Below are 17,534 nucleotides of genomic sequence, written 5' to 3' on the forward strand. Positions count from 1 at the left end.
CGGCAGAGCACCGCCTGGCCGTGCCTCTGCCGACCCTGTCAACCGAGGAGCCTGTGACCATGTTCGCTTCCACAACCGCTTCGGCTTCAACCCTCTCGCCTGTCTCCGGGACGACGAACGACGCCGAGCACCCTTATCTGCTGGAAATCACCAACATCAGCAAGGGCTTCCCCGGGGTGGTGGCGCTGGACAACGTGCAACTGCGCGTGCGGCCCGGCAGCGTGCTGGCGCTGATGGGCGAGAACGGCGCGGGCAAGTCCACGCTGATGAAAATCATTGCCGGCATCTACCAGCCCGACAGCGGCGAAATCCGCCTGCGTGGCGAGCCGGTGGTGTTCCAGTCGCCGCTGGCGGCGCTGCAATCGGGCATTGCCATGATCCATCAGGAGCTCAACCTGATGCCCCACATGAGCATCGCCGAGAACATCTGGATCGGCCGCGAGCAGCTTAACGGCCTGCACATGGTCGACCACCGTGCGATGCACCGCTGCACGGCGGAATTGCTTGGACGCCTGCGCATCAACCTCGATCCAGAGGAGATGGTCGGCAACCTGAGCATCGCCGAGCGGCAGATGGTCGAGATCGCCAAGGCCGTTTCCTACGACTCCGACGTACTGATCATGGACGAGCCGACCTCCGCCATTACGGAGACGGAGGTCGCCCACCTGTTTTCGATCATTGCCGACCTGCGGGCCCAGGGTAAGGGCATCATCTACATCACCCACAAGATGAACGAAGTGTTCGCCATCGCCGATGAAGTGGCGGTGTTCCGGGACGGCGCCTATATCGGTCTGCAGCGGGCCGACAGCATGAACGGCGACAGCCTGATTTCGATGATGGTTGGCCGTGAACTCACCCAGCTGTTTCCCGAGCGCGACCAGCCCGTGGGCAAGTTGCTGCTGTCGGTTCGCGACCTGTCGCTCAACGGCGTGTTCGAAGGCGTGTCGTTCGACCTGCACGCCGGCGAAGTGTTGGGCATCGCCGGGCTGATGGGCTCGGGGCGCACCAATGTCGCTGAAACGATCTTCGGCATCACCCCCAGTACGCGCGGGGAAATCCTCCTCGACGGCACGCCGATCCGTGTCAGCGACCCGCACTTCGCCATCGAGAAGGGCTTCGCGTTGCTCACCGAGGATCGCAAGCTCAGCGGCCTGTTTCCGTGCCTGTCGGTGCTGGAAAACATGGAGATGGCGGTGCTTCCCCATTACGCTGGCAACGGTTTTGTCCACCAGAAAGCCCTGCGCGTGCTGTGCGAAGACATGTGCAAAAAGCTGCGGGTGAAGACGCCGTCCCTTGAGCAGTGCATCGACACGCTGTCCGGCGGCAATCAGCAGAAGGCGCTGCTGGCGCGCTGGCTGATGACCAACCCGCGGGTGCTGATCCTCGATGAGCCCACCCGTGGCATCGACGTCGGCGCCAAGGCCGAGATCTATCGGCTGATTTCCCTGCTCGCCAGCGAGGGCATGGCGGTGATCATGATTTCTTCCGAACTGCCGGAAGTGCTGGGGATGAGCGACCGGGTCATGGTCATGCACGAAGGCGAAATGATGGGCACCCTCGACCGCGCCGAGGCCACCCAGGAGCGGGTCATGCACCTGGCGTCCGGAAACCCGGTCCACTGAATCTCGGGCTATTGACGCTCCGATTCAAGCACTGCACCACGCCCCAGTCACACTGCCCCAGTCGGGTCGCACAAGAACAAGAGGCACACATGAAGATGAACGCGATGCTGGAAAACAAACCCGCACTGGCGCCCCGCAAGCACAAGCGCCGGCTGCCCACCGAATTGAGCATCTTTCTGGTGCTGATCGGCATTGGTCTGATCTTCGAGTTGTTCGGGTGGATCGTCCGCGATCAGAGCTTTCTGATGAATTCCCAGCGGCTGGTGCTGATGATTCTGCAGGTGTCGATCATCGGTCTGCTGGCCATCGGCGTGACCCAGGTCATCATCACCACCGGCATCGACTTGTCGTCAGGTTCGGTGCTGGCGCTGTCGGCGATGATTGCCGCCAGCCTGGCGCAATCGTCGGACTACACCCGCGCCGTGTTTCCGTCGCTGACCGATCTGCCGGTGTGGGCGCCCGTCATCGCCGGCCTTGGGGTGGGGCTGCTCGCCGGGGCGATCAACGGCAGCATCATCGCCATCACCGGCATCCCGCCGTTCATTGCCACGCTGGGCATGATGGTCTCGGCGCGGGGGCTGGCGCGCTATTACACCGGCGGCCAGCCCGTGAGCATGCTGAATGATTCCTACACCGCGATCGGCCAGGGCGCCATGCCGGTGATCATCTTTCTGGTGGTCGCGGTGATCTTTCACATCGCCCTGCGCTACACCAAGTACGGGAAATACACCTACGCCATCGGCGGCAACATGCAGGCGGCGCGCACCTCGGGGATCAACGTCAAGCGGCATCTGGTGATCGTCTACAGCATCGCGGGTCTGCTGGCCGGGCTGGCCGGGGTGGTGGCGTCGGCACGGGCGGCCACCGGGCAGGCCGGCATGGGCGTTTCCTACGAGCTGGACGCCATCGCGGCGGCGGTGATCGGCGGCACGAGCCTGGCCGGTGGCGTCGGGCGGATCACCGGCACGGTCATCGGCGCGCTGATCCTCGGGGTCATGGCCAGCGGCTTTACCTTCGTCGGCGTCGATGCCTACGTGCAGGACATCATCAAGGGCCTGATCATTGTCGTCGCCGTGGTCATCGATCAGTACCGCAACAAGCGCAAGCTCAAGCGCTGAGTCGTTCAGGCGTCATCAAAGAGGGCCTCATTGCAGGCCCTTTTCGTTTTTCATCGGTTTGAACCGATCACGCCACGGTCGGTCAGACACCATCTGCCTCGTTTCGAGGACGCCCGGGCCGGGTGAAGGGTGCGATCAAATCCCCGGCGCGACCCAATGCCACCGGGTATTGCGGCCCTTGTTGGACGAATCCTGATCAATTATGTTGCCGAGTACCGAACCCGGCCTTAGACTGCCGCCCCTCGTAAATTGAGTGCCAAGCGGCGCTTCGAGACTACGGCGCGTTTAATGCCAGGTTGAGGCGCACCTTTGAGATCGCCTTAATGCACGTTTTTTTATAGAGAAATCAATGACCAAGGAAAAGTTGCTGGCGATGCCGGCCGATGACTACATGAACGCCGAGCAGCACGCGTTCTTCGTCGGCCTGTTGCAAGCCATGAAAGTCGAAATCCACGAGCGCATCGAGCAGAGCCGTATCGCGATCGAAAGCCTGGACACCCCGGCTGACCCTGCCGACGCCGCTTCCGTGGAAGAAGAGCGCCACTGGCTGGTGAACGTGATTGACCGCGATCAGCGCATGCTGCCTCAGCTGGAAATGGCCTTGAGCCGCATCGCTGACGACAGCTTTGGCTGGTGTGAAGACAGCGGCGAGCCGATTGGCCTCAAGCGCCTGCTGATCAGCCCGACCACCAAGTACTGCATCGAAGCTCAGGAACGTCACGAGCAGATCGACCGCCACCAGCGTCAGGCGTGATCCATCGGGTTCGACCGCCCGCAACGGGTGGTCGAGCCGTTCCCTTGCGCACCTTTCAAGCGCCTACCGTATAGCCCCCCCGTCGCAGCACATTCCGACCGACTACCACCAATGACTCATGGCGCATGGCCGCTATTTGGGCGTTTAATGCTTTCACAATAATGAAAGCAGGGCAGGTCCCGGACATGGATGCGAAAGGTCGTCACGCAGCAACACCCTCCCACCCCGCGCACGCGGCCGTCGACAGTCAGGTTGTCACCGGTTCGCGCTGGCTGACGCCCGCCCTGCAAAGCCTTGGCTTGTGCCTGCTGTTTGCGGCGATGGCGTGGGGTTATGTGTCCGTTTACGTGTGCCTGCCCGTCGCGCTGTTGATTCTGTGGTTGCCGCCGCTGTTCGCCGGCCGAACGCCGGTGGCGGCGGGAGAGGCGGGCGAAGACACCATGACCCGTCTGACCCGGGACCTGTCCCGAAGCACCAGTCACAACGCGTTGTCTGCTGCGGCCGTGGCGTTTTCGGTCAGGCAACTGGCGGGCAAGCTGCAGTCTCAGGTCAACGCGGCCGAGCAGATCGTCAGCAGCGCCGATGTGATGATCGCTACCGAGCGCGCCACGTCGACCCTCAGCCAGCAAGCGCTGACGGCCGCCAGCCAGGCGCGGGAGAGCAGCGGCGCCGGGCTCAACGTCCTCAACGCTTCCATCGGCCTCATGCACCAACTCAGTGAGCGGGCCGACAGCAGCCGTGAACTGATCGAAGCGCTCAGCCAGCGCAGCGAAGACATTCAGCGTGTGACGGCGGTGATTCAGTCCATCGCCAGCCAGACCAATCTGCTCGCCCTCAACGCCGCCATCGAAGCCGCGCGGGCCGGCGAACACGGCCGTGGCTTTGCGGTGGTGGCCGATGAAGTGCGCGGGCTGGCCGGGCGCACGGCGACGGCGACCAGTGAAGTCGGGGAGATGGTCGTTGATATCCAGCAGCGCACCCGTCAGGTGGTCGAGCAGATCCGGCAGTTGTCGGGCGACCTGAGTGGCGGCGTGGCGCAGGTCGAATCCACCGGTCAGCAACTGGCGAGCATCGCTCAGCTGGCGGTTGGCGTAGAGCAGCAAGTGGGTGAGATCGCGCGGGGCGCCCAGACCAATCAGGCGCAATTGAGCAGCCTGTTCGTGGCCGTCGAGCAAATGCGCAGCGACCTTGCCGTCAGCGATGACCAGACCCGGCGCCTGGCGCAATCTGCGTTGCAGATGGAGGAGCAGGCGGAAACCATCAGCGAACGCCTGGCCCAGGTCGGTCTGGATGACTATCACCAGCGCATTTACGACCTCGCCCGCGAAGGCGCCAGTCAGATCGCCGCCACGTTCGAGGAGGACATCGATCAGGGCCGGGTCAGCCTGACCGATCTGTTCGACCGCACCTATCAGCCCATCGCCAACACCTCGCCGGCCAAGTACCAGACGCGCTACGACCGCTACACCGACCAGACGCTGCCGGCCATTCAGGAACCTCTGCTGACCCGTCATGAGGGGCTGGTGTTCGCCATCGCCTGCACGCAGCAAGGCTACGTGCCGACCCACAATCAGGCGTTCAGCCGACCTTTGACGGGCGACACGGCAGTCGACGCGGTCAACAACCGCACCAAGCGCAAGTTCGACGACCGCACCGGGATTCGCTGCGGCAGTCACCAGCAGCCGGTTCTGTTGCAGACCTACACCCGCGATACCGGCGAACTGATGCACGATCTTTCCGTGCCTGTCATGGTCAAGGGCCGGCATTGGGGCGGGCTGCGACTGGGCTATAGGCCGGAGAAAAGCTGAGGACTGGGTTGCAAGCTACAAGCTTCAAGTGAAGAGCAGTGAGCAGTGATCGGGCGTCTTGTGGCTTGCCGCTTGAAGCTTGCAGCTCTTCGCGGAGCGTTAGTTGTGAGACTAAGGCCCTTCAATTATTTAAACGTCCGATATTGAAGTAGGAAGCGTCTGAAGTGCAGTTCCATCGGTTGACGGGACGTTAACTGCGATCATCCTGTGAGTATATGTCCGAATATGTAAATGCCTGTTCGGGACTCATGTCAGTACTCACGGATGAATCAAATGACAAAGAAAACTATCACTCACGCGTCGGCCGATTCCCGCACCGACGCGCCGGAAGTCACCGTTCGTCTCGGTGTGTTCTTCGACGGGACCGGTAATAATCGCGTCAATAGCCAGATAGGCGCCGACTGCGAGGCCATGGCGGAAGTCTACGGCGGCGTGCATATAAAAGAGTGTGGTGGCCGACACACTGACCCCGGCAGCAGTTACAGCAACAGCCCCACCAATATCGCGAGACTGGCCGGCTTATATAAGCAACAGCGCAAGGCGATCATTAAAGCCGACGGCCTGTATGTATATGGTGCGGTGTATGTCAGCGGCGTTGGCACTACCTCTGGCGGGCGCGATTCACGCGTGTCGGGCCAGGGCTTTGGTCGCGGCACCACCGGCGTGGTGGCAAAAGTGTCGCGGGGCATCAAAAAACTCGCCGACGAACTTCAGATGTTTGAAAGCGATAACCCGGGTTGTGTCATCGGTGCGCTGGAACTGGACGTGTTTGGCTTCAGTCGGGGTGCGGCCTCGGCCCGGCATCTGGCCAACGAAGTGCTGAAAAAATCCCGGGGCGCGCTGGACCCGGTTCTGGACCCGCGCAAACTGCCGCTGTCGGATAGCTTTTCATGGGCCAGCGGCAGCGTACGGTTGAAGGTTATCGGGCTGTTCGACACCGTGGCCGCCGTCGGTGGGATCGCCGATCTGGGCAGCGTTCGGGATGCGGTCAATAAACGGGTCAATCTGTTTCTGCCGCCCGGGTGCGCGCAGCAGGTGCTGCATCTGGTGGCCGGCGATGAGCATCGGCGCAACTTCGTCCTAAACAGCGTCAAGCCCGACTGGCCCCGGGAAATCGTGCTGCCCGGCAGCCATTCGGACATCGGCGGCGGTTACCAGCCTCAGGAGGTGGAGAAGGTGTCGCTGTTCCGGCCACGCCGCAGCCTGGTATGCGTCAACACGCCCTACGACGAAACGGACGCCTGGCTGCAGGCCCACGCCGAGCTGTCCACCCTCGACGCCAGGCGTCTGCTCGACCCCACCGATGAGAGCGCTTCGCTCGGCGTTGAATGTTTCGAACGGTTTGCCAGCAGCTCACGCGGGGTCAAAACGGTGGTCGCGACGGTGACGCTGGAACGCCGCGTCTACAACCACCTTGCCCACGTTTACCTGCGGCTCATGCACACCCTGGCGAGTGACGAAGGTGTGCCGTTTTTGCCGATCCGTGATTCCGCAGAAATCACCCTGCCACCAGAATTGCGTCCCATCGCCGCCAAGCTGATCAGCCATGCAAAAGGAGAGGGCGGGGTGCTGAACGACGCCGAGCTGACGCTGTTGCATCAGCGCTACATTCATCGCTCGGCGCACTGGAACAACGCCCGACGCGATGCGCTGGTGGATGGCCTTTTCGTGCACGCGCCTGCGCGGAATGGGCGGCAGATGTTTTCCAATGTCGGCCAGCCCGGTTACCCACAGTGACCGGGCTGCCTTGAGGGGTTGGGGCACGATAATGGCGGATCAGGCAAAAAAATGGCGGCCTCGAAGGGCCGCCTTTTTCACACGTGCGCCGGGTCAGGTCGGCGTGTGCAGCAACACATTCAGCTCGTCAACGATGGGCGCCCAATCGTCATCCAGCTGAATCTTCTCCTTGAGCAGTCCGGCTTGATTCTCCGTCCAGAAATCGGCTTCGGAGACCTTCTCACCTTCCGGCAGTTGGTGCGCGGCGACAAATGCGTCGATGCTGGCCTGATCGGACTCCAGCCCCAGTTGTTCGAACAACATTTCAAGCGACGGCGTCATGATTTCCATTTTTTCTCCCGAACGGGTCAAGGACCCGGGTTGGCGTGTCAGTGAGTAACCTTCTGCTGCATGGGAGTACGCGCGGCAGGCAAGAGTTCTAACTGATTGCCTGAAGAGCCGCTGACACACCGCGCGCTTTAGTAGGACTGGCTTAAGCCGGGAAAGCGTCAGGCGTCACACCGCGAGATTGAGGGTGTTCAATCAGGCCTCTTCCCGGCTGAAGCCGGTCCTACGAAAACAAAATCGCAACTGACACACCACGCGCTTTTAGTAGGACTGGCTTTAGCCGGGAAAGCGTCAGGTGTCACACCGCGAAATTGAGGGTGTTCAATCAGGCCTCTTCCCGGCTGAAGCCGGTCCCACTAAAACAAAATCGCAACTGACACACCACGCGCTGTTAGTAGGACTGGCTTTAGCCGGGAAGGCGTCAGGTGTCACACCGCAGAATTGAGGTTGCCCGATCAGGCCTCTTCCCGGCTGAAGCCGGTCCTACTAGAACAAAATCGCATGGCTCTTTACTGGGGTGAATCCACCCCACTCAAACATCCGATGGCGTCTTGCCGTGTCGGGCCAGTCCCACCGAAACATCGTATGGCGGCAAAAACGTCATCGCAGCGGACGAAAGGGATATAGCCCGTATAGACTGACTGCCGGTAGAATCCGTACCCACGCCAGCGTCCGGCTTCAGGACGCACCATTTCTCGTTTTTTTCTCGCCCGGTCCGCTGTCCGGGCGAGTTCCTATCTGGTTGGGAGTTTGTACATTGGCAGTAGGTAATCTGGATACCCACGCGTTATTCGTGCTCGGCGACGTGCGCGCGAAGTTGGTGAAGCTATTCCAGGCGCGATTCGTTTACGTCATCGAACAATCCCCTGAAGGCATTTACATGTCGGAGGTCGACACCGACACCGCACTGGTGGTCGATGACAAACCCGGTCTGGAGCTGAAAGTGGGTGACCACTTCCGTGCCGCGGTATTGCCCAGCCGCGAAGGCGGCAAATTCGAAATCCGCTTTCGCGACATCAGGATGACCATCTATGGTCTGGGCGAATACGCGTTTGTCGAAGTGCCTGAAGGCCAGGGCATCGTGTTCAAAGAGTCCCACAGCATCTTCATGGTGTTCGCCGCCCACGAGCAGATTGAGTCCGGCCTGAGCAAAGTCCTCAAAGCCGCCACCGCCAAAGCCGCGAAATGGCGCAAGGGCGAGCTGACGTTCAAAGCCAGCGAGTAAGCGCCGCGCTTCAACACACCTGCACACGGAACGCGCCCACATCCCCCCACGCCACAAGCGATGGGTGGCGGGCATGCGTGCGTCCGGCTATCGCCAACGGCACAGCATCAATGCCCTTGCTGTCTGCCGTCGCTGACTTCAGGTGGCACGTCGTCACCGGCCATGCGCTTGCGAAACAGTCCGGTGCGCGCCAGCAGCAAGGTGGTGACCGGCACGGTGATGGCGAGCAGGATCGGGATCAGCCACGCGTGCAGCACGGGACCTTCCTTCAGCGCCGAGAAGTAGACGATGGACGCCAGCGCCACGCACCACGCGCCGAGGGTCGATGCCAAGGCAGGCGGGTGCATGCGCTGAAAAAAGTCTTTCATGCGCAACAGACCCAGCGCGCCGATCAGCCCGAACAGGCTGCTCAGCACCAGCAGGACGGCGGTCAGCACTTCGACCCAGAACGGCAGAACCTGCAACGAATTCATTCGATCACCTCGCCGCGCAACAGAAATTTGGCCAGCGCAAATGAGCCGACGAAGCCGAACAGTGCGATCAGCAGCGCCGCCTCGAAGTAGGTGTCACTGGCATAGCGAATCCCCAGCACCAGCATCATCAGCATCGCCAGGATGTACAGGTAGTCCAGCGCCAGCACCCGGTCCTGCGCCGACGGGCCTTTGAACAGGCGGATCAAGGTCAGGACCATGGCGAGGGTGAACACCGACAGCGTAAAAAGAATCGCGTTTGTGAGCAGGGCGCTCATTGGAAAATCTCCATCAGTGGCCGTTCGTACGTGCTCTTGAAGTGCTCGATGAAGGCAGCTTCGTCGTCCAGATCGAACACATGCATCAGCAGCACGCTGCGATCCAGCGCCAGTTCAGACCAGACCGTGCCCGGCACCACCGTGCAGATCATCGCCAGCGCCGCGAGGCCGTGGGCGTCGTGCAGGTCCAGCGGCACCTTGACGAAGGCCGAGCGCGGTGGACGGCGGCCCGCGCGCAGTACGCCCCAGGCGACGGCCAGATTGGACACCACCACATCGCGGCCCACCAGCAAGAACAAGCGCAGTGCGGCGCCGGGTTTGCGGATTCGCGCGGGCGAAGGGCGCAACGGCGCGAAGATGTAGGGCGCGAAAAAGCCGAGCAGGGCGCCCAGCAGCAGATTGCCCGGGCTCAGCGACAGGTTGAGCAACAGCCACAACCCCCACAGCGACAGCGACAACAGTGGCGCGGGAAACAGGCGCTTCATGGCTGCACCTCCGCCGCTGCCGAAGCGGGCCCCGGTATCGGCCTGGCTGCCTTGACGGAGAGCACGTATTGCTGCGGGTCATGCAGCGCCTGGGCGGTGTCCTGGGTGTAATGCAACAGCGCCTGGGCCTTGAACGTCAGCACGATGGCGCAGCCCACCAGCAAGGCGATCGGCAGGCATTCGTTGAGCCGCAGCAGTGGCGCCGCATGTTCCTGGGGCGTCCAGAAGCGTTTGATGCCGACCCGCACGAAGGCAAACAGCGACGTCAGTCCGGAAATAATCAGCAGTGCCACCAGCGTCCAACTGTCGCCGCGAATGGCCTCGGCCTTCGCCACATCAAGGCCCAGCGGATTGAGCAGGGCGCTGATCAGTGTCAGCTTGCCGAGGAAGCCCGACAGCGGCGGCATGCCGATGATCAACAGTGCGCAGGCAATGAAACTCAGGCCCAGAAACGCCATGGTCCAGGGGATGACGTGGCCGACCACGGCTTTCTGCTCGTCATCCAGATTGGTCCCCGGCACCGGGTGCAACGACTCCAGCGCCTTGGGCAACTGGTCGGCGTCCTCGTCGAGGGCGATGTCATTGGCCGAGCGTGAGCGTTCGATCAACTCCGCCAGCAGGAACATCGCGCTGAGCGCCAGGGTCGAGCTGACCAGATAAAACAGTGCGCCTGCGGTCAGGCTCGGCTGGGCGAAACCGACCGCCGAGAGCAGGATCCCCGCCGACACCAGAATGCTCAGACTGGCCATGCGCTCCAGGCGCTGGGCGGCCACCACTGAGATCGCCGCCACGGTCACGGTGGCCATGCCCCCCCAGATCAGCCAGTCCCCGCCGAAGAACGCCGACGCGCCGGCCTGACCGGAAAACAGCAGCGTCCACAGCCGCAGCAGCGTGTAGAAACCGACCTTGGTCATGATCGCGAACAGCGCCGCCACCGGTGCGCTGGCGGCGGAATACGCCGGCACCAGCCAGAAATTCAGCGGCCACATGCCGGCCTTGGCCAGAAACGCCACTGCCAGAATGGCCGCGCCCGCGTGCAGCAAGCCCAGATCGCCCTCCGGCACCTGAGGAATTTTCACCGCCAGGTCGGCCAGGTTTAGCGTACCGGTGACGCCGTAAATCAGCGCCGCGCCAATCAGAAACAATGACGAAGCCAGCAGGTTGATGGTGATGTAATGCAGGCCCGCGGACACCCGCGCGCGGCCCGAGCCGTGCAGCATCAGGCCATAAGATGCCGCCAGCAAAACCTCGAAGAACACGAACAGGTTGAACAGGTCGGCAGTAAGAAAGGCGCCATACAACCCCATCAGTTGAATCTGAAACAGCGCGTGGAAACTGGCGCCCGCGCGGTCCCAACGGGCCAGGGCGAAGAGCAGGGCGCAGAAGGCGACGATGCCGGTCAGCACCAGCATCAGCGCCGACAGGTGGTCGACCACCAGCACGATGCCGAATGGCGCCTCCCAGTTGCCCGGCAGGTACACGCCAATGGAGCCGGTGGTGCCGGTCTTCTGCACCCAGATCATCAGCGTGATGGCGATCGCCAGGCCGAGTCCGGTGGAGAACAGGTTGATCCGCGCTTTCAGCGGGCGGTGTTTCTCGCCGAGCCACAGCACCAGCGCAGCGGTGAGCACCGGCAGCAGGATCGGTGCGACGATCAGTTGATTCATCACACTCATTCACCCAGCTCCCGGCCGTCGACGTGGTCGTTGCCGGTCAGACCGCGCGACGCCAGCAGCACCACCAGGAACAGCGCAGTCATGGCGAAGCTGATGACGATGGCCGTCAGCACCAGCGCCTGGGGCAGGGGATCGGTGTAATTGAGCAGGTCCTGGGGCACGCCGTCCTTGATGATCGGCTCCTTGCCGATGAACAGGCTGCCCATGCTGAAGATAAACAGATTGACGCCGTAGGACAGCAGGCACAGGCCCATCACGACCTGAAAGGTCCGTGGACGCAGGATCAGCCACACGCCGGACGCGGCAAGCACGCCGATGGCAATGGCGATGACTTCTTCCATCAGATGGCTCCTTGTGAAATCGGACTGTCGGCCGGGACCGGTTCAATGGGCTGCGGCAGCGAGGTCGGGCGATGGCTGCGCACCGACTGGTGAGCCAGCGCCGTGAGGATCAACAGGGTCGAGCCGACCACCACCGCGTACACGCCGATGTCGAAAAACAGCGCGCTGGCGATGTGCAGGTCACCCAGTATCGGCAGGACCACATGCGCGGTGTGGGTGGTCATGAACGGATAACCGAGGGCCATCGAGCCCAGACCCGTGGCCAGCGCGAAGAACAGCCCGGTGCCCATCCAGCGCAACGGCCGCAGGCTCATGTTGGCCTCGACCCACTGGGTGCCGGCCACCATGTATTGCAGGATGAACGCCACTGACATGACCAGCCCGGCCACGAAACCGCCGCCCGGCTGGTTATGCCCGCGCATGAACAGGTACATCGAGACCACAAAAGCCACCGGCAACAGCAGGCGCACCAGCACCGCCGGCACCATCATGAAGCCCAGTGCGGTATCGGCGGCGTGACGCGGATTGACCAGATCGGTGACCACGTCACGGGCCAGCAAGCGCTGTTGGGCTGGCAGGGCAATGCTCTCTTTCGGTGGACGGAAGCGCCGCAGCAGGGCAAAGACCGTCAGCGCCACCACGGCCAGCACGGTGATTTCGCCAAAGGTGTCGAAGCCACGGAAGTCCACGAGCATGACGTTGACCGCATTGGTGCCGCCGCCCTGGGCCAGGGCACGGCTCAGGTAAAACTCGGAAATGGCGTTCGGCGTCGGCCGCGTCAGCATCGCGTAGGACAACACCGCCATGCCGCCACCCACCGCCACGGCGAGGACGAAGTCGCGGATCCGCCGCACCTTGGCCCGGCGTCGCGCCTGGGACGGTGGTGGCACGTTTTCGTTACGTCGCGGCAGCCAGCGCAGGCCGAGCAGGATCAACACCGTGGTGACGACTTCCACCGCCAGTTGGGTTAGTGCCAGGTCCGGCGCGGAAAACCAGACGAAGGTCACACAGGTCATCAGCCCACACACGCTGACCATGGTCACGGCCGCCAGCCGGTGATATTTGGCCTGCCACGCAGCGCCAATGGCGCAGGCAATCGCGATCAGCCAGAGCATCACAAATACGCCGGAACCCGGGATCTTCGGTCGATCGCCCCAGCTCAGCCCGCTTTCGTACATCGGCACGAAACCGGCGACCAGCGCGGCCAGCACCATCAGAAACAGCTGCGCCTGCAAACGACGTGTGGTCAGCAGCCTCATCAGTCGGCGGGCGCCGCGCATCTTCCACACCAGCACGCGCTCGAACATGCGCTTGCCGTTCAGGCGCCACATCAGCGGCGGGCCGTTGACCTGTTTGCGCTTGATCGGGCCGCGCAGCAGCAGGTATAGAACGATGCCAGCCGCCATGGCGATCAGGCTCATGATCATCGGCGCGTTCAACCCGTGCCAGATCGCCAGGCTGTACTCGGGGAGTTCACCCCCCACCACCGGCTGTGCCGCAGCGGCCAGCAACGGGCCAACGGAGTGCGTGGGAAAAATGCCGACGATCAGGCACGCCAGCACCAGCAATTCCACGGGCAGGCGCATCCAGCGCGGCGGCTCGTGGGGCGTGTGAGGCAGGCGCGTGGCTTTAGGGCCGAAGAACACGTCGACGGTAAAGCGCAGGGAATACGCCACGCTGAAGATCCCGGCGATCGTGGCGATCACCGGCAGGGCGATCTCGACCCAGTCGGTTGAGGTGATGAACACCGTTTCTGCGAAGAACATTTCCTTGGACAGGAAGCCATTGAGCAGCGGCACCCCCGCCATTGATGCGCTGGCGACCATGGCCAGCGTCGCGGTGTAGGGCATCAGCTTGATCAGCCCGCTGAGTTTGCGGATGTCGCGGGTGCCGCTTTCGTGGTCGATGATCCCCGCCGCCATGAACAGCGAGGCCTTGAACGTGGCGTGGTTGAGGATGTGAAACACCGCCGCGACGGCGGCCAGTGGACTGTTCAGGCCCAGCAGCAGGGTGATCAGCCCCAGGTGACTGATGGTGGAATAGGCCAGCAGGCCCTTGAGGTCGTTTTGAAACATGGCCGAATAAGCGCCGATCACCAGTGTGCACGCCCCCGCGCCGCTGACGATCCAGAACCACTGCTCACTGCCCGACAGCGATGGCCACAGGCGCGCGAGCAGGAACACCCCGGCCTTGACCATGGTCGCCGAGTGCAGATACGCCGACACCGGTGTCGGCGCCGCCATGGCGTGGGGCAGCCAGAAGTGGAAGGGGAATTGCGCGCTCTTGCTCAGCGCGCCGATCAGGATCAGCGTCAACAGCACGGGGTACAGCGCGTGGGCGCGAATCGCATCGCCTGAAGCCAGCACGCGATCCAGGTCATAACTGCCGACGACATGCCCGAGCAGCATCATCCCCACCAGCAGCGCAAGGCCGCCAGCGCCGGTGACCATCAGCGCCATGTAAGCGCCGCGTCGGGCGTCGGCGCGGTGGTGCCAATAGCCGATCAGCAGGAACGAGAAGACGCTGGTCAGCTCCCAGAAAAACACGATCTGAATGAGGTTGCCGGACATGACCAGTCCGAGCATGGCGCCCATGAACGCCAGAAAAAACGAGAAGAAGCGCGGCACCGGGTCGTCCGGCGACATGTAATAACGCGCATACAGCGACACCAGCGCGCCGATTCCCAGCACCAGCATCGAGAACAGCCAGGCAAAACCGTCCAGGCGCAGGACGAAGTTCAGGCCCAGGCTGGGCAGCCAGAAAAACTCTTCTCGGATGACCCCGCCGTGGGCGATCTGCGGATACCACAGTGCGACCTGCACCGCGCCGATCAAGGCGATCAGGCCGGCGAGGAGGGATTCACTGTTGCGTGCGTTGTGCGGCAAAAGCGCCGCCAGACAGCTGCCGATGAAAGGCAGAAGCAGTAGAACTATCAGGGACATAGGCTTCTAATCTGCGGAGAAATGTCAAGGATCATACGTGCCGGGTCCGGGATGACCAAACGCCAAGATGTCGCAGAATCCTACAAAGTTTGTAGGCAGCAGCGTAGTTGACAGTCTGGTTCGCGTAAGGTTGGCGGCTATCTGCCCTATTGTGGGAGCGAGCTTGCTCGCGAAAGGGCCGAGGCAAAGTGCCGATTGGCGGCATGTACCGATTAGGCGACAATGCCGGCCTGTTTCCGGAGCCCCCTCATGTCTGATTCGATCACCCCCCTGTCTGATCCCATTGAAAGCCCCGCCGTCGATGCCGTCCTCGACGCCACCGGCCTCAACTGCCCCGAGCCGGTCATGATGCTGCACCAGAAGGTGCGCGACCTGCCGCCCGGCGGCCTGCTCAAGGTGATCGCCACCGATCCTTCCACCCAGCGGGATATCCCGAAATTCTGTGTCTTCCTCGGCCACGAACTGGTGGATAAACAGGCGGGCGACGGCGAGTTCCTGTACTGGATCCGCAAGAAGCTAGACTGATTTGCGACCTACTCGCTGACGCGTTGCGCGTCACGCTGGCTCGACGGGGCGCTGGCGCCTACACTGCGGCCACTCCAGGAGCCCTGACATGCGCATAGTTGCCGACGAAAACATTCCCTTGCTCGACGCCTTTTTCGCCGGACTCGGTGATATCCAGCGTTACCCGGGCCGCACCCTTGACCGTGCCGCCGTTGCCGACGCCGATATTCTGTTGGTGCGCTCGGTGACCCGGGTCGACCGCGCCTTGCTCGAAGGCACACCCGTACGATTCGTCGGCACCTGCACCATCGGCACCGATCACCTCGACCTCGATTACTTCAAAGAAGCCGGCATTCAATGGTCCAGCGCCCCGGGCTGCAATGCCCGCGGCGTGGTGGACTACGTGCTGGGCAGCCTGCTGACCCTCTCGGAAATCGAAGGCGTCGGCCTCGCCAGTCGCACCTACGGCGTGGTCGGCGCGGGGCAGGTCGGCGGTCGCTTGATCAAGGTGTTGCGCGGCCTAGGCTGGAACGTCCTGGTCTGCGACCCGCCGCGTCAGGCCAGCGAGGGCGGCGATTACGTCAGCCTCGACGAGATCATTGCCCGCTGCGATGTGATCAGCCTGCACACACCGCTGGATAAAACCGGCGACACGCCCACCTGGCACCTGTTCGACCGCACCCGCTTGCAACAGCTCAAGCCCGGCGCCTGGCTGATCAACGCGGCGCGTGGCCCGGTGGTCGACAACACCGCCTTGCGCCAAGTGTTGCTGGAGCGCGAAGACCTGCAAGCGGTGCTGGATGTCTGGGAGCAGGAACCGGCGGTCGACGTCGAGCTGGCCGAGCTGTGCGTCATCGGCACGCCCCACATCGCCGGTTACAGCCTCGACGGCAGGCAGCGCGGCACGGCGCAAATCTATCAGGCCCTGTGTGCGCACCTTGAGCAACCGGCGAGCATCCGTCTTGAAGATCTGCTGCCCAAGCCGTGGCTGGCCGAGGTCACGCTGGATGCCGCCACGGACCCGGTCTGGGCGCTGAACACGCTGTGTCGCGGCGTGTACGATCCGCGCCGCGATGACGCGGATTTCCGCCGCAGTCTGGTGGGGGATGCCCAGAGCCAGCGCCTGGCCTTCGATGCCCTGCGCAAGCATTATCCGCCCCGTCGGGAAATCGACAGCCTGCGGGTTCGCCTCAACGGTGAGTCGGCGACGTTGAGTCAGATCGTCGAGGCCTTGGGCGCCACCGTTGTCACTGAGTGAGTCACTCGCTGTATTTTTTGATGTAAGACCAGAGTGTCTCGGGCAGGCGGGGCGGAACGTGCTGCCAGAATCGGCGCATTCTCGGGAGTGCGTTGTAGGCCTCTTGCCAGGCTTCCAGGCGATCTTCAGCGCCTGAGACAGGGGCTTGGATCAGCGCGATGAAGCTGGCAAAGCTGCAGGGGGTGGGTAACGCTTCGCTGCGTTCGATCCGGTGCACCTGTTCCTGCAACGTGATTTCTGTGCCTTGTTCATTGGTGAACACGTACGGGGTCAGCGAGTCGACTCGATCACAGCGGCTGCTGCAGATTTTTTTGCGGTCTTTGAGCTCACCGAAGCCGCGCTCGTACAGGGTGATGGTGGAGCCGCTCACCCTCATGCAAGCCTCCTCGAACGCATTGAGAATGACCTCGGCGTTCTCGATGCTCGTCTCGATGGTGGCGATATCGACAAAACGCTCGAGGGTCCCGGCTTCCAGCGCGTTGAAGGCGCGCCTGATGGTTGAAAGGTGCACGAAATCCTTCTTGCAGCCAATCAGGTGAACGTCGAACTGGTAGGCGGCCAGTGCCTGGCCCGAGATCACCGTGGCGAAGGCTTTGGTGTCCAGCGCGGTTTCCATCACGATGTTGAACGTGTTGCTGTGGGCATAAGCAAAGATGCGGCTGCACAGCTCCCAGATGAAGGTTTCAGTGTGCTTGTAGCGGCGGGTCACGTCCTGATCGGCGAACTCGGCATAGCGCGGGTGCAGCTCGCGAAAATACTCCTGATAAAGATGCACGTAGTTGCCGTATCCGGGAATCTTGAGCAGCGTGTTGTTCAGCATGTAGGTCTTGCCGGACCCTTGTACGCCGGCGACCACCAGAATTTTCGGGGCGGGCTGCCCATCGTCTGCAATGTCCTTCGGTACATCGAAGATGGTGTTCACAACTGCCTCAAATACGGCATCCAGTTCTTTTGGTGTGTAGGCGTAGTGAGTGTCGGTCATGGCAGGT

Annotated in this window: 16 protein-coding genes; 8 read left to right on the forward strand and 8 right to left on the reverse strand. The window is 62.5% G+C overall.

The features are described from left to right. The first annotated feature begins 59 nt into the window (after positions 1-59). The 5 genes from BBI10_RS01305 to BBI10_RS01325 all read left to right on the forward strand — a co-directional run bounded on the left by BBI10_RS01305 (position 60) and on the right by BBI10_RS01325 (position 7,039). On the forward strand, positions 60-1,622 hold the full coding sequence (locus BBI10_RS01305; protein ID WP_065986216.1) for a sugar ABC transporter ATP-binding protein: 1,563 nt from the start codon (positions 60-62) through the stop codon (positions 1,620-1,622). Positions 1,623-1,717: 95 nt separating this feature from the next. Then, positions 1,718-2,740, forward strand: coding sequence for an ABC transporter permease (locus tag BBI10_RS01310; RefSeq protein WP_065986264.1), 1,023 nt, complete (start codon positions 1,718-1,720; stop codon positions 2,738-2,740). Between the two features lie 349 nt (positions 2,741-3,089). After that, on the forward strand, positions 3,090-3,494 hold the full coding sequence (locus tag BBI10_RS01315) for a TraR/DksA family transcriptional regulator (RefSeq protein ID WP_065986217.1): 405 nt from the start codon (positions 3,090-3,092) through the stop codon (positions 3,492-3,494). Positions 3,495-4,198: 704 nt separating this feature from the next. After that, positions 4,199-5,302 carry a methyl-accepting chemotaxis protein gene (locus tag BBI10_RS01320; protein WP_432213736.1) on the forward strand — a complete coding sequence of 368 codons (1,104 nt, stop codon included), beginning with the start codon at positions 4,199-4,201 and terminating at the stop codon, positions 5,300-5,302. 273 nt (positions 5,303-5,575) lie between these two features. Then, complete coding sequence (locus BBI10_RS01325) at positions 5,576-7,039, forward strand: T6SS phospholipase effector Tle1-like catalytic domain-containing protein (protein WP_065986219.1); 1,464 nt, start codon at positions 5,576-5,578, stop codon at positions 7,037-7,039. A gap of 93 nt (positions 7,040-7,132) precedes the next feature. On the opposite strand, the gene BBI10_RS01330 is transcribed toward BBI10_RS01325, so the two are convergent. Then, positions 7,133-7,369 carry a DUF2789 family protein gene (locus BBI10_RS01330; RefSeq protein WP_065986220.1) on the reverse strand — a complete coding sequence of 79 codons (237 nt, stop codon included), beginning with the start codon at positions 7,367-7,369 and terminating at the stop codon, positions 7,133-7,135. A gap of 754 nt (positions 7,370-8,123) precedes the next feature. On the opposite strand from BBI10_RS01330, the gene BBI10_RS01335 reads away from it, so the two are divergent. Continuing rightward, positions 8,124-8,591, forward strand: coding sequence for a hypothetical protein (locus BBI10_RS01335; RefSeq protein WP_065986221.1), 468 nt, complete (start codon positions 8,124-8,126; stop codon positions 8,589-8,591). Positions 8,592-8,698: 107 nt separating this feature from the next. On the opposite strand, the gene BBI10_RS01340 is transcribed toward BBI10_RS01335, so the two are convergent. The 6 genes from BBI10_RS01340 to BBI10_RS01365 are packed head-to-tail and all read right to left on the reverse strand — an operon-like array spanning position 8,699 to position 14,783. Beyond that, entirely contained in the window at positions 8,699-9,064 is a 366-nt protein-coding gene (locus BBI10_RS01340) for a Na+/H+ antiporter subunit G (RefSeq protein ID WP_065986222.1), read from the reverse strand. Next, positions 9,061-9,339, reverse strand: coding sequence for a K+/H+ antiporter subunit F (locus BBI10_RS01345; protein ID WP_065986223.1), 279 nt, complete (start codon positions 9,337-9,339; stop codon positions 9,061-9,063). Before BBI10_RS01345 ends, BBI10_RS01340 begins: the two co-directional genes overlap by 4 nt. Further along, positions 9,336-9,824 carry a Na+/H+ antiporter subunit E gene (locus tag BBI10_RS01350; protein WP_065986224.1) on the reverse strand — a complete coding sequence of 163 codons (489 nt, stop codon included), beginning with the start codon at positions 9,822-9,824 and terminating at the stop codon, positions 9,336-9,338. The genes BBI10_RS01345 and BBI10_RS01350 overlap by 4 nt, the downstream gene beginning before the upstream one ends. Continuing rightward, the gene (locus BBI10_RS01355; protein ID WP_065986225.1) at positions 9,821-11,500 is read right to left on the reverse strand and encodes a monovalent cation/H+ antiporter subunit D; all 1,680 of its coding nucleotides are present in this window, start codon (positions 11,498-11,500) and stop codon (positions 9,821-9,823) included. Before BBI10_RS01355 ends, BBI10_RS01350 begins: the two co-directional genes overlap by 4 nt. Next, on the reverse strand, positions 11,497-11,841 hold the full coding sequence (locus BBI10_RS01360; RefSeq protein ID WP_065986226.1) for a Na+/H+ antiporter subunit C: 345 nt from the start codon (positions 11,839-11,841) through the stop codon (positions 11,497-11,499). The genes BBI10_RS01355 and BBI10_RS01360 overlap by 4 nt, the downstream gene beginning before the upstream one ends. Then, complete coding sequence (locus tag BBI10_RS01365) at positions 11,841-14,783, reverse strand: monovalent cation/H+ antiporter subunit A (RefSeq protein ID WP_065986227.1); 2,943 nt, start codon at positions 14,781-14,783, stop codon at positions 11,841-11,843. The genes BBI10_RS01360 and BBI10_RS01365 overlap by 1 nt, the downstream gene beginning before the upstream one ends. 249 nt (positions 14,784-15,032) lie before the next feature. On the opposite strand from BBI10_RS01365, the gene tusA reads away from it, so the two are divergent. Together tusA and pdxB are read left to right on the forward strand one after the other, a co-directional pair. Further along, the gene (tusA, locus tag BBI10_RS01370) at positions 15,033-15,308 is read left to right on the forward strand and encodes a sulfurtransferase TusA (RefSeq protein ID WP_167355760.1); all 276 of its coding nucleotides are present in this window, start codon (positions 15,033-15,035) and stop codon (positions 15,306-15,308) included. Between the two features lie 88 nt (positions 15,309-15,396). Further along, entirely contained in the window at positions 15,397-16,545 is a 1,149-nt protein-coding gene (gene pdxB, locus BBI10_RS01375) for a 4-phosphoerythronate dehydrogenase PdxB (protein ID WP_065986228.1), read from the forward strand. Between the two features lies 1 nt (position 16,546). Here pdxB and BBI10_RS01380 read toward each other — a convergent pair whose 3' ends face one another. Next, the gene (locus tag BBI10_RS01380; protein WP_065986229.1) at positions 16,547-17,527 is read right to left on the reverse strand and encodes a zeta toxin family protein; all 981 of its coding nucleotides are present in this window, start codon (positions 17,525-17,527) and stop codon (positions 16,547-16,549) included. Between the last annotated feature and the right edge of the window lie 7 nt (positions 17,528-17,534).

The sequence above is a fragment of the Pseudomonas graminis genome (assembly GCF_001705435.1).
Taxonomy (GTDB): domain Bacteria; phylum Pseudomonadota; class Gammaproteobacteria; order Pseudomonadales; family Pseudomonadaceae; genus Aquipseudomonas; species Aquipseudomonas graminis_B.

Coding starts and splice junctions, on each gene's coding strand:
- BBI10_RS01305 (WP_065986216.1), top strand. CDS start 60: ATGTTCGCTTCCACAACCGCTTCGGCTTCAACCCTCTCGCCTGTCTCC.
- BBI10_RS01310 (WP_065986264.1), top strand. CDS start 1,718: ATGAACGCGATGCTGGAAAACAAACCCGCACTGGCGCCCCGCAAGCAC.
- BBI10_RS01315 (WP_065986217.1), top strand. CDS start 3,090: ATGACCAAGGAAAAGTTGCTGGCGATGCCGGCCGATGACTACATGAAC.
- BBI10_RS01320 (WP_432213736.1), top strand. CDS start 4,199: ATGCACCAACTCAGTGAGCGGGCCGACAGCAGCCGTGAACTGATCGAA.
- BBI10_RS01325 (WP_065986219.1), top strand. CDS start 5,576: ATGACAAAGAAAACTATCACTCACGCGTCGGCCGATTCCCGCACCGAC.
- BBI10_RS01330 (WP_065986220.1), bottom strand. CDS start 7,369: ATGGAAATCATGACGCCGTCGCTTGAAATGTTGTTCGAACAACTGGGG.
- BBI10_RS01340 (WP_065986222.1), bottom strand. CDS start 9,064: ATGAATTCGTTGCAGGTTCTGCCGTTCTGGGTCGAAGTGCTGACCGCC.
- BBI10_RS01345 (WP_065986223.1), bottom strand. CDS start 9,339: ATGAGCGCCCTGCTCACAAACGCGATTCTTTTTACGCTGTCGGTGTTC.
- BBI10_RS01350 (WP_065986224.1), bottom strand. CDS start 9,824: ATGAAGCGCCTGTTTCCCGCGCCACTGTTGTCGCTGTCGCTGTGGGGG.
- BBI10_RS01355 (WP_065986225.1), bottom strand. CDS start 11,500: ATGAGTGTGATGAATCAACTGATCGTCGCACCGATCCTGCTGCCGGTG.
- BBI10_RS01360 (WP_065986226.1), bottom strand. CDS start 11,841: ATGGAAGAAGTCATCGCCATTGCCATCGGCGTGCTTGCCGCGTCCGGC.
- BBI10_RS01365 (WP_065986227.1), bottom strand. CDS start 14,783: ATGTCCCTGATAGTTCTACTGCTTCTGCCTTTCATCGGCAGCTGTCTG.
- tusA (WP_167355760.1), top strand. CDS start 15,033: ATGTCTGATTCGATCACCCCCCTGTCTGATCCCATTGAAAGCCCCGCC.
- pdxB (WP_065986228.1), top strand. CDS start 15,397: ATGCGCATAGTTGCCGACGAAAACATTCCCTTGCTCGACGCCTTTTTC.
- BBI10_RS01380 (WP_065986229.1), bottom strand. CDS start 17,527: ATGACCGACACTCACTACGCCTACACACCAAAAGAACTGGATGCCGTA.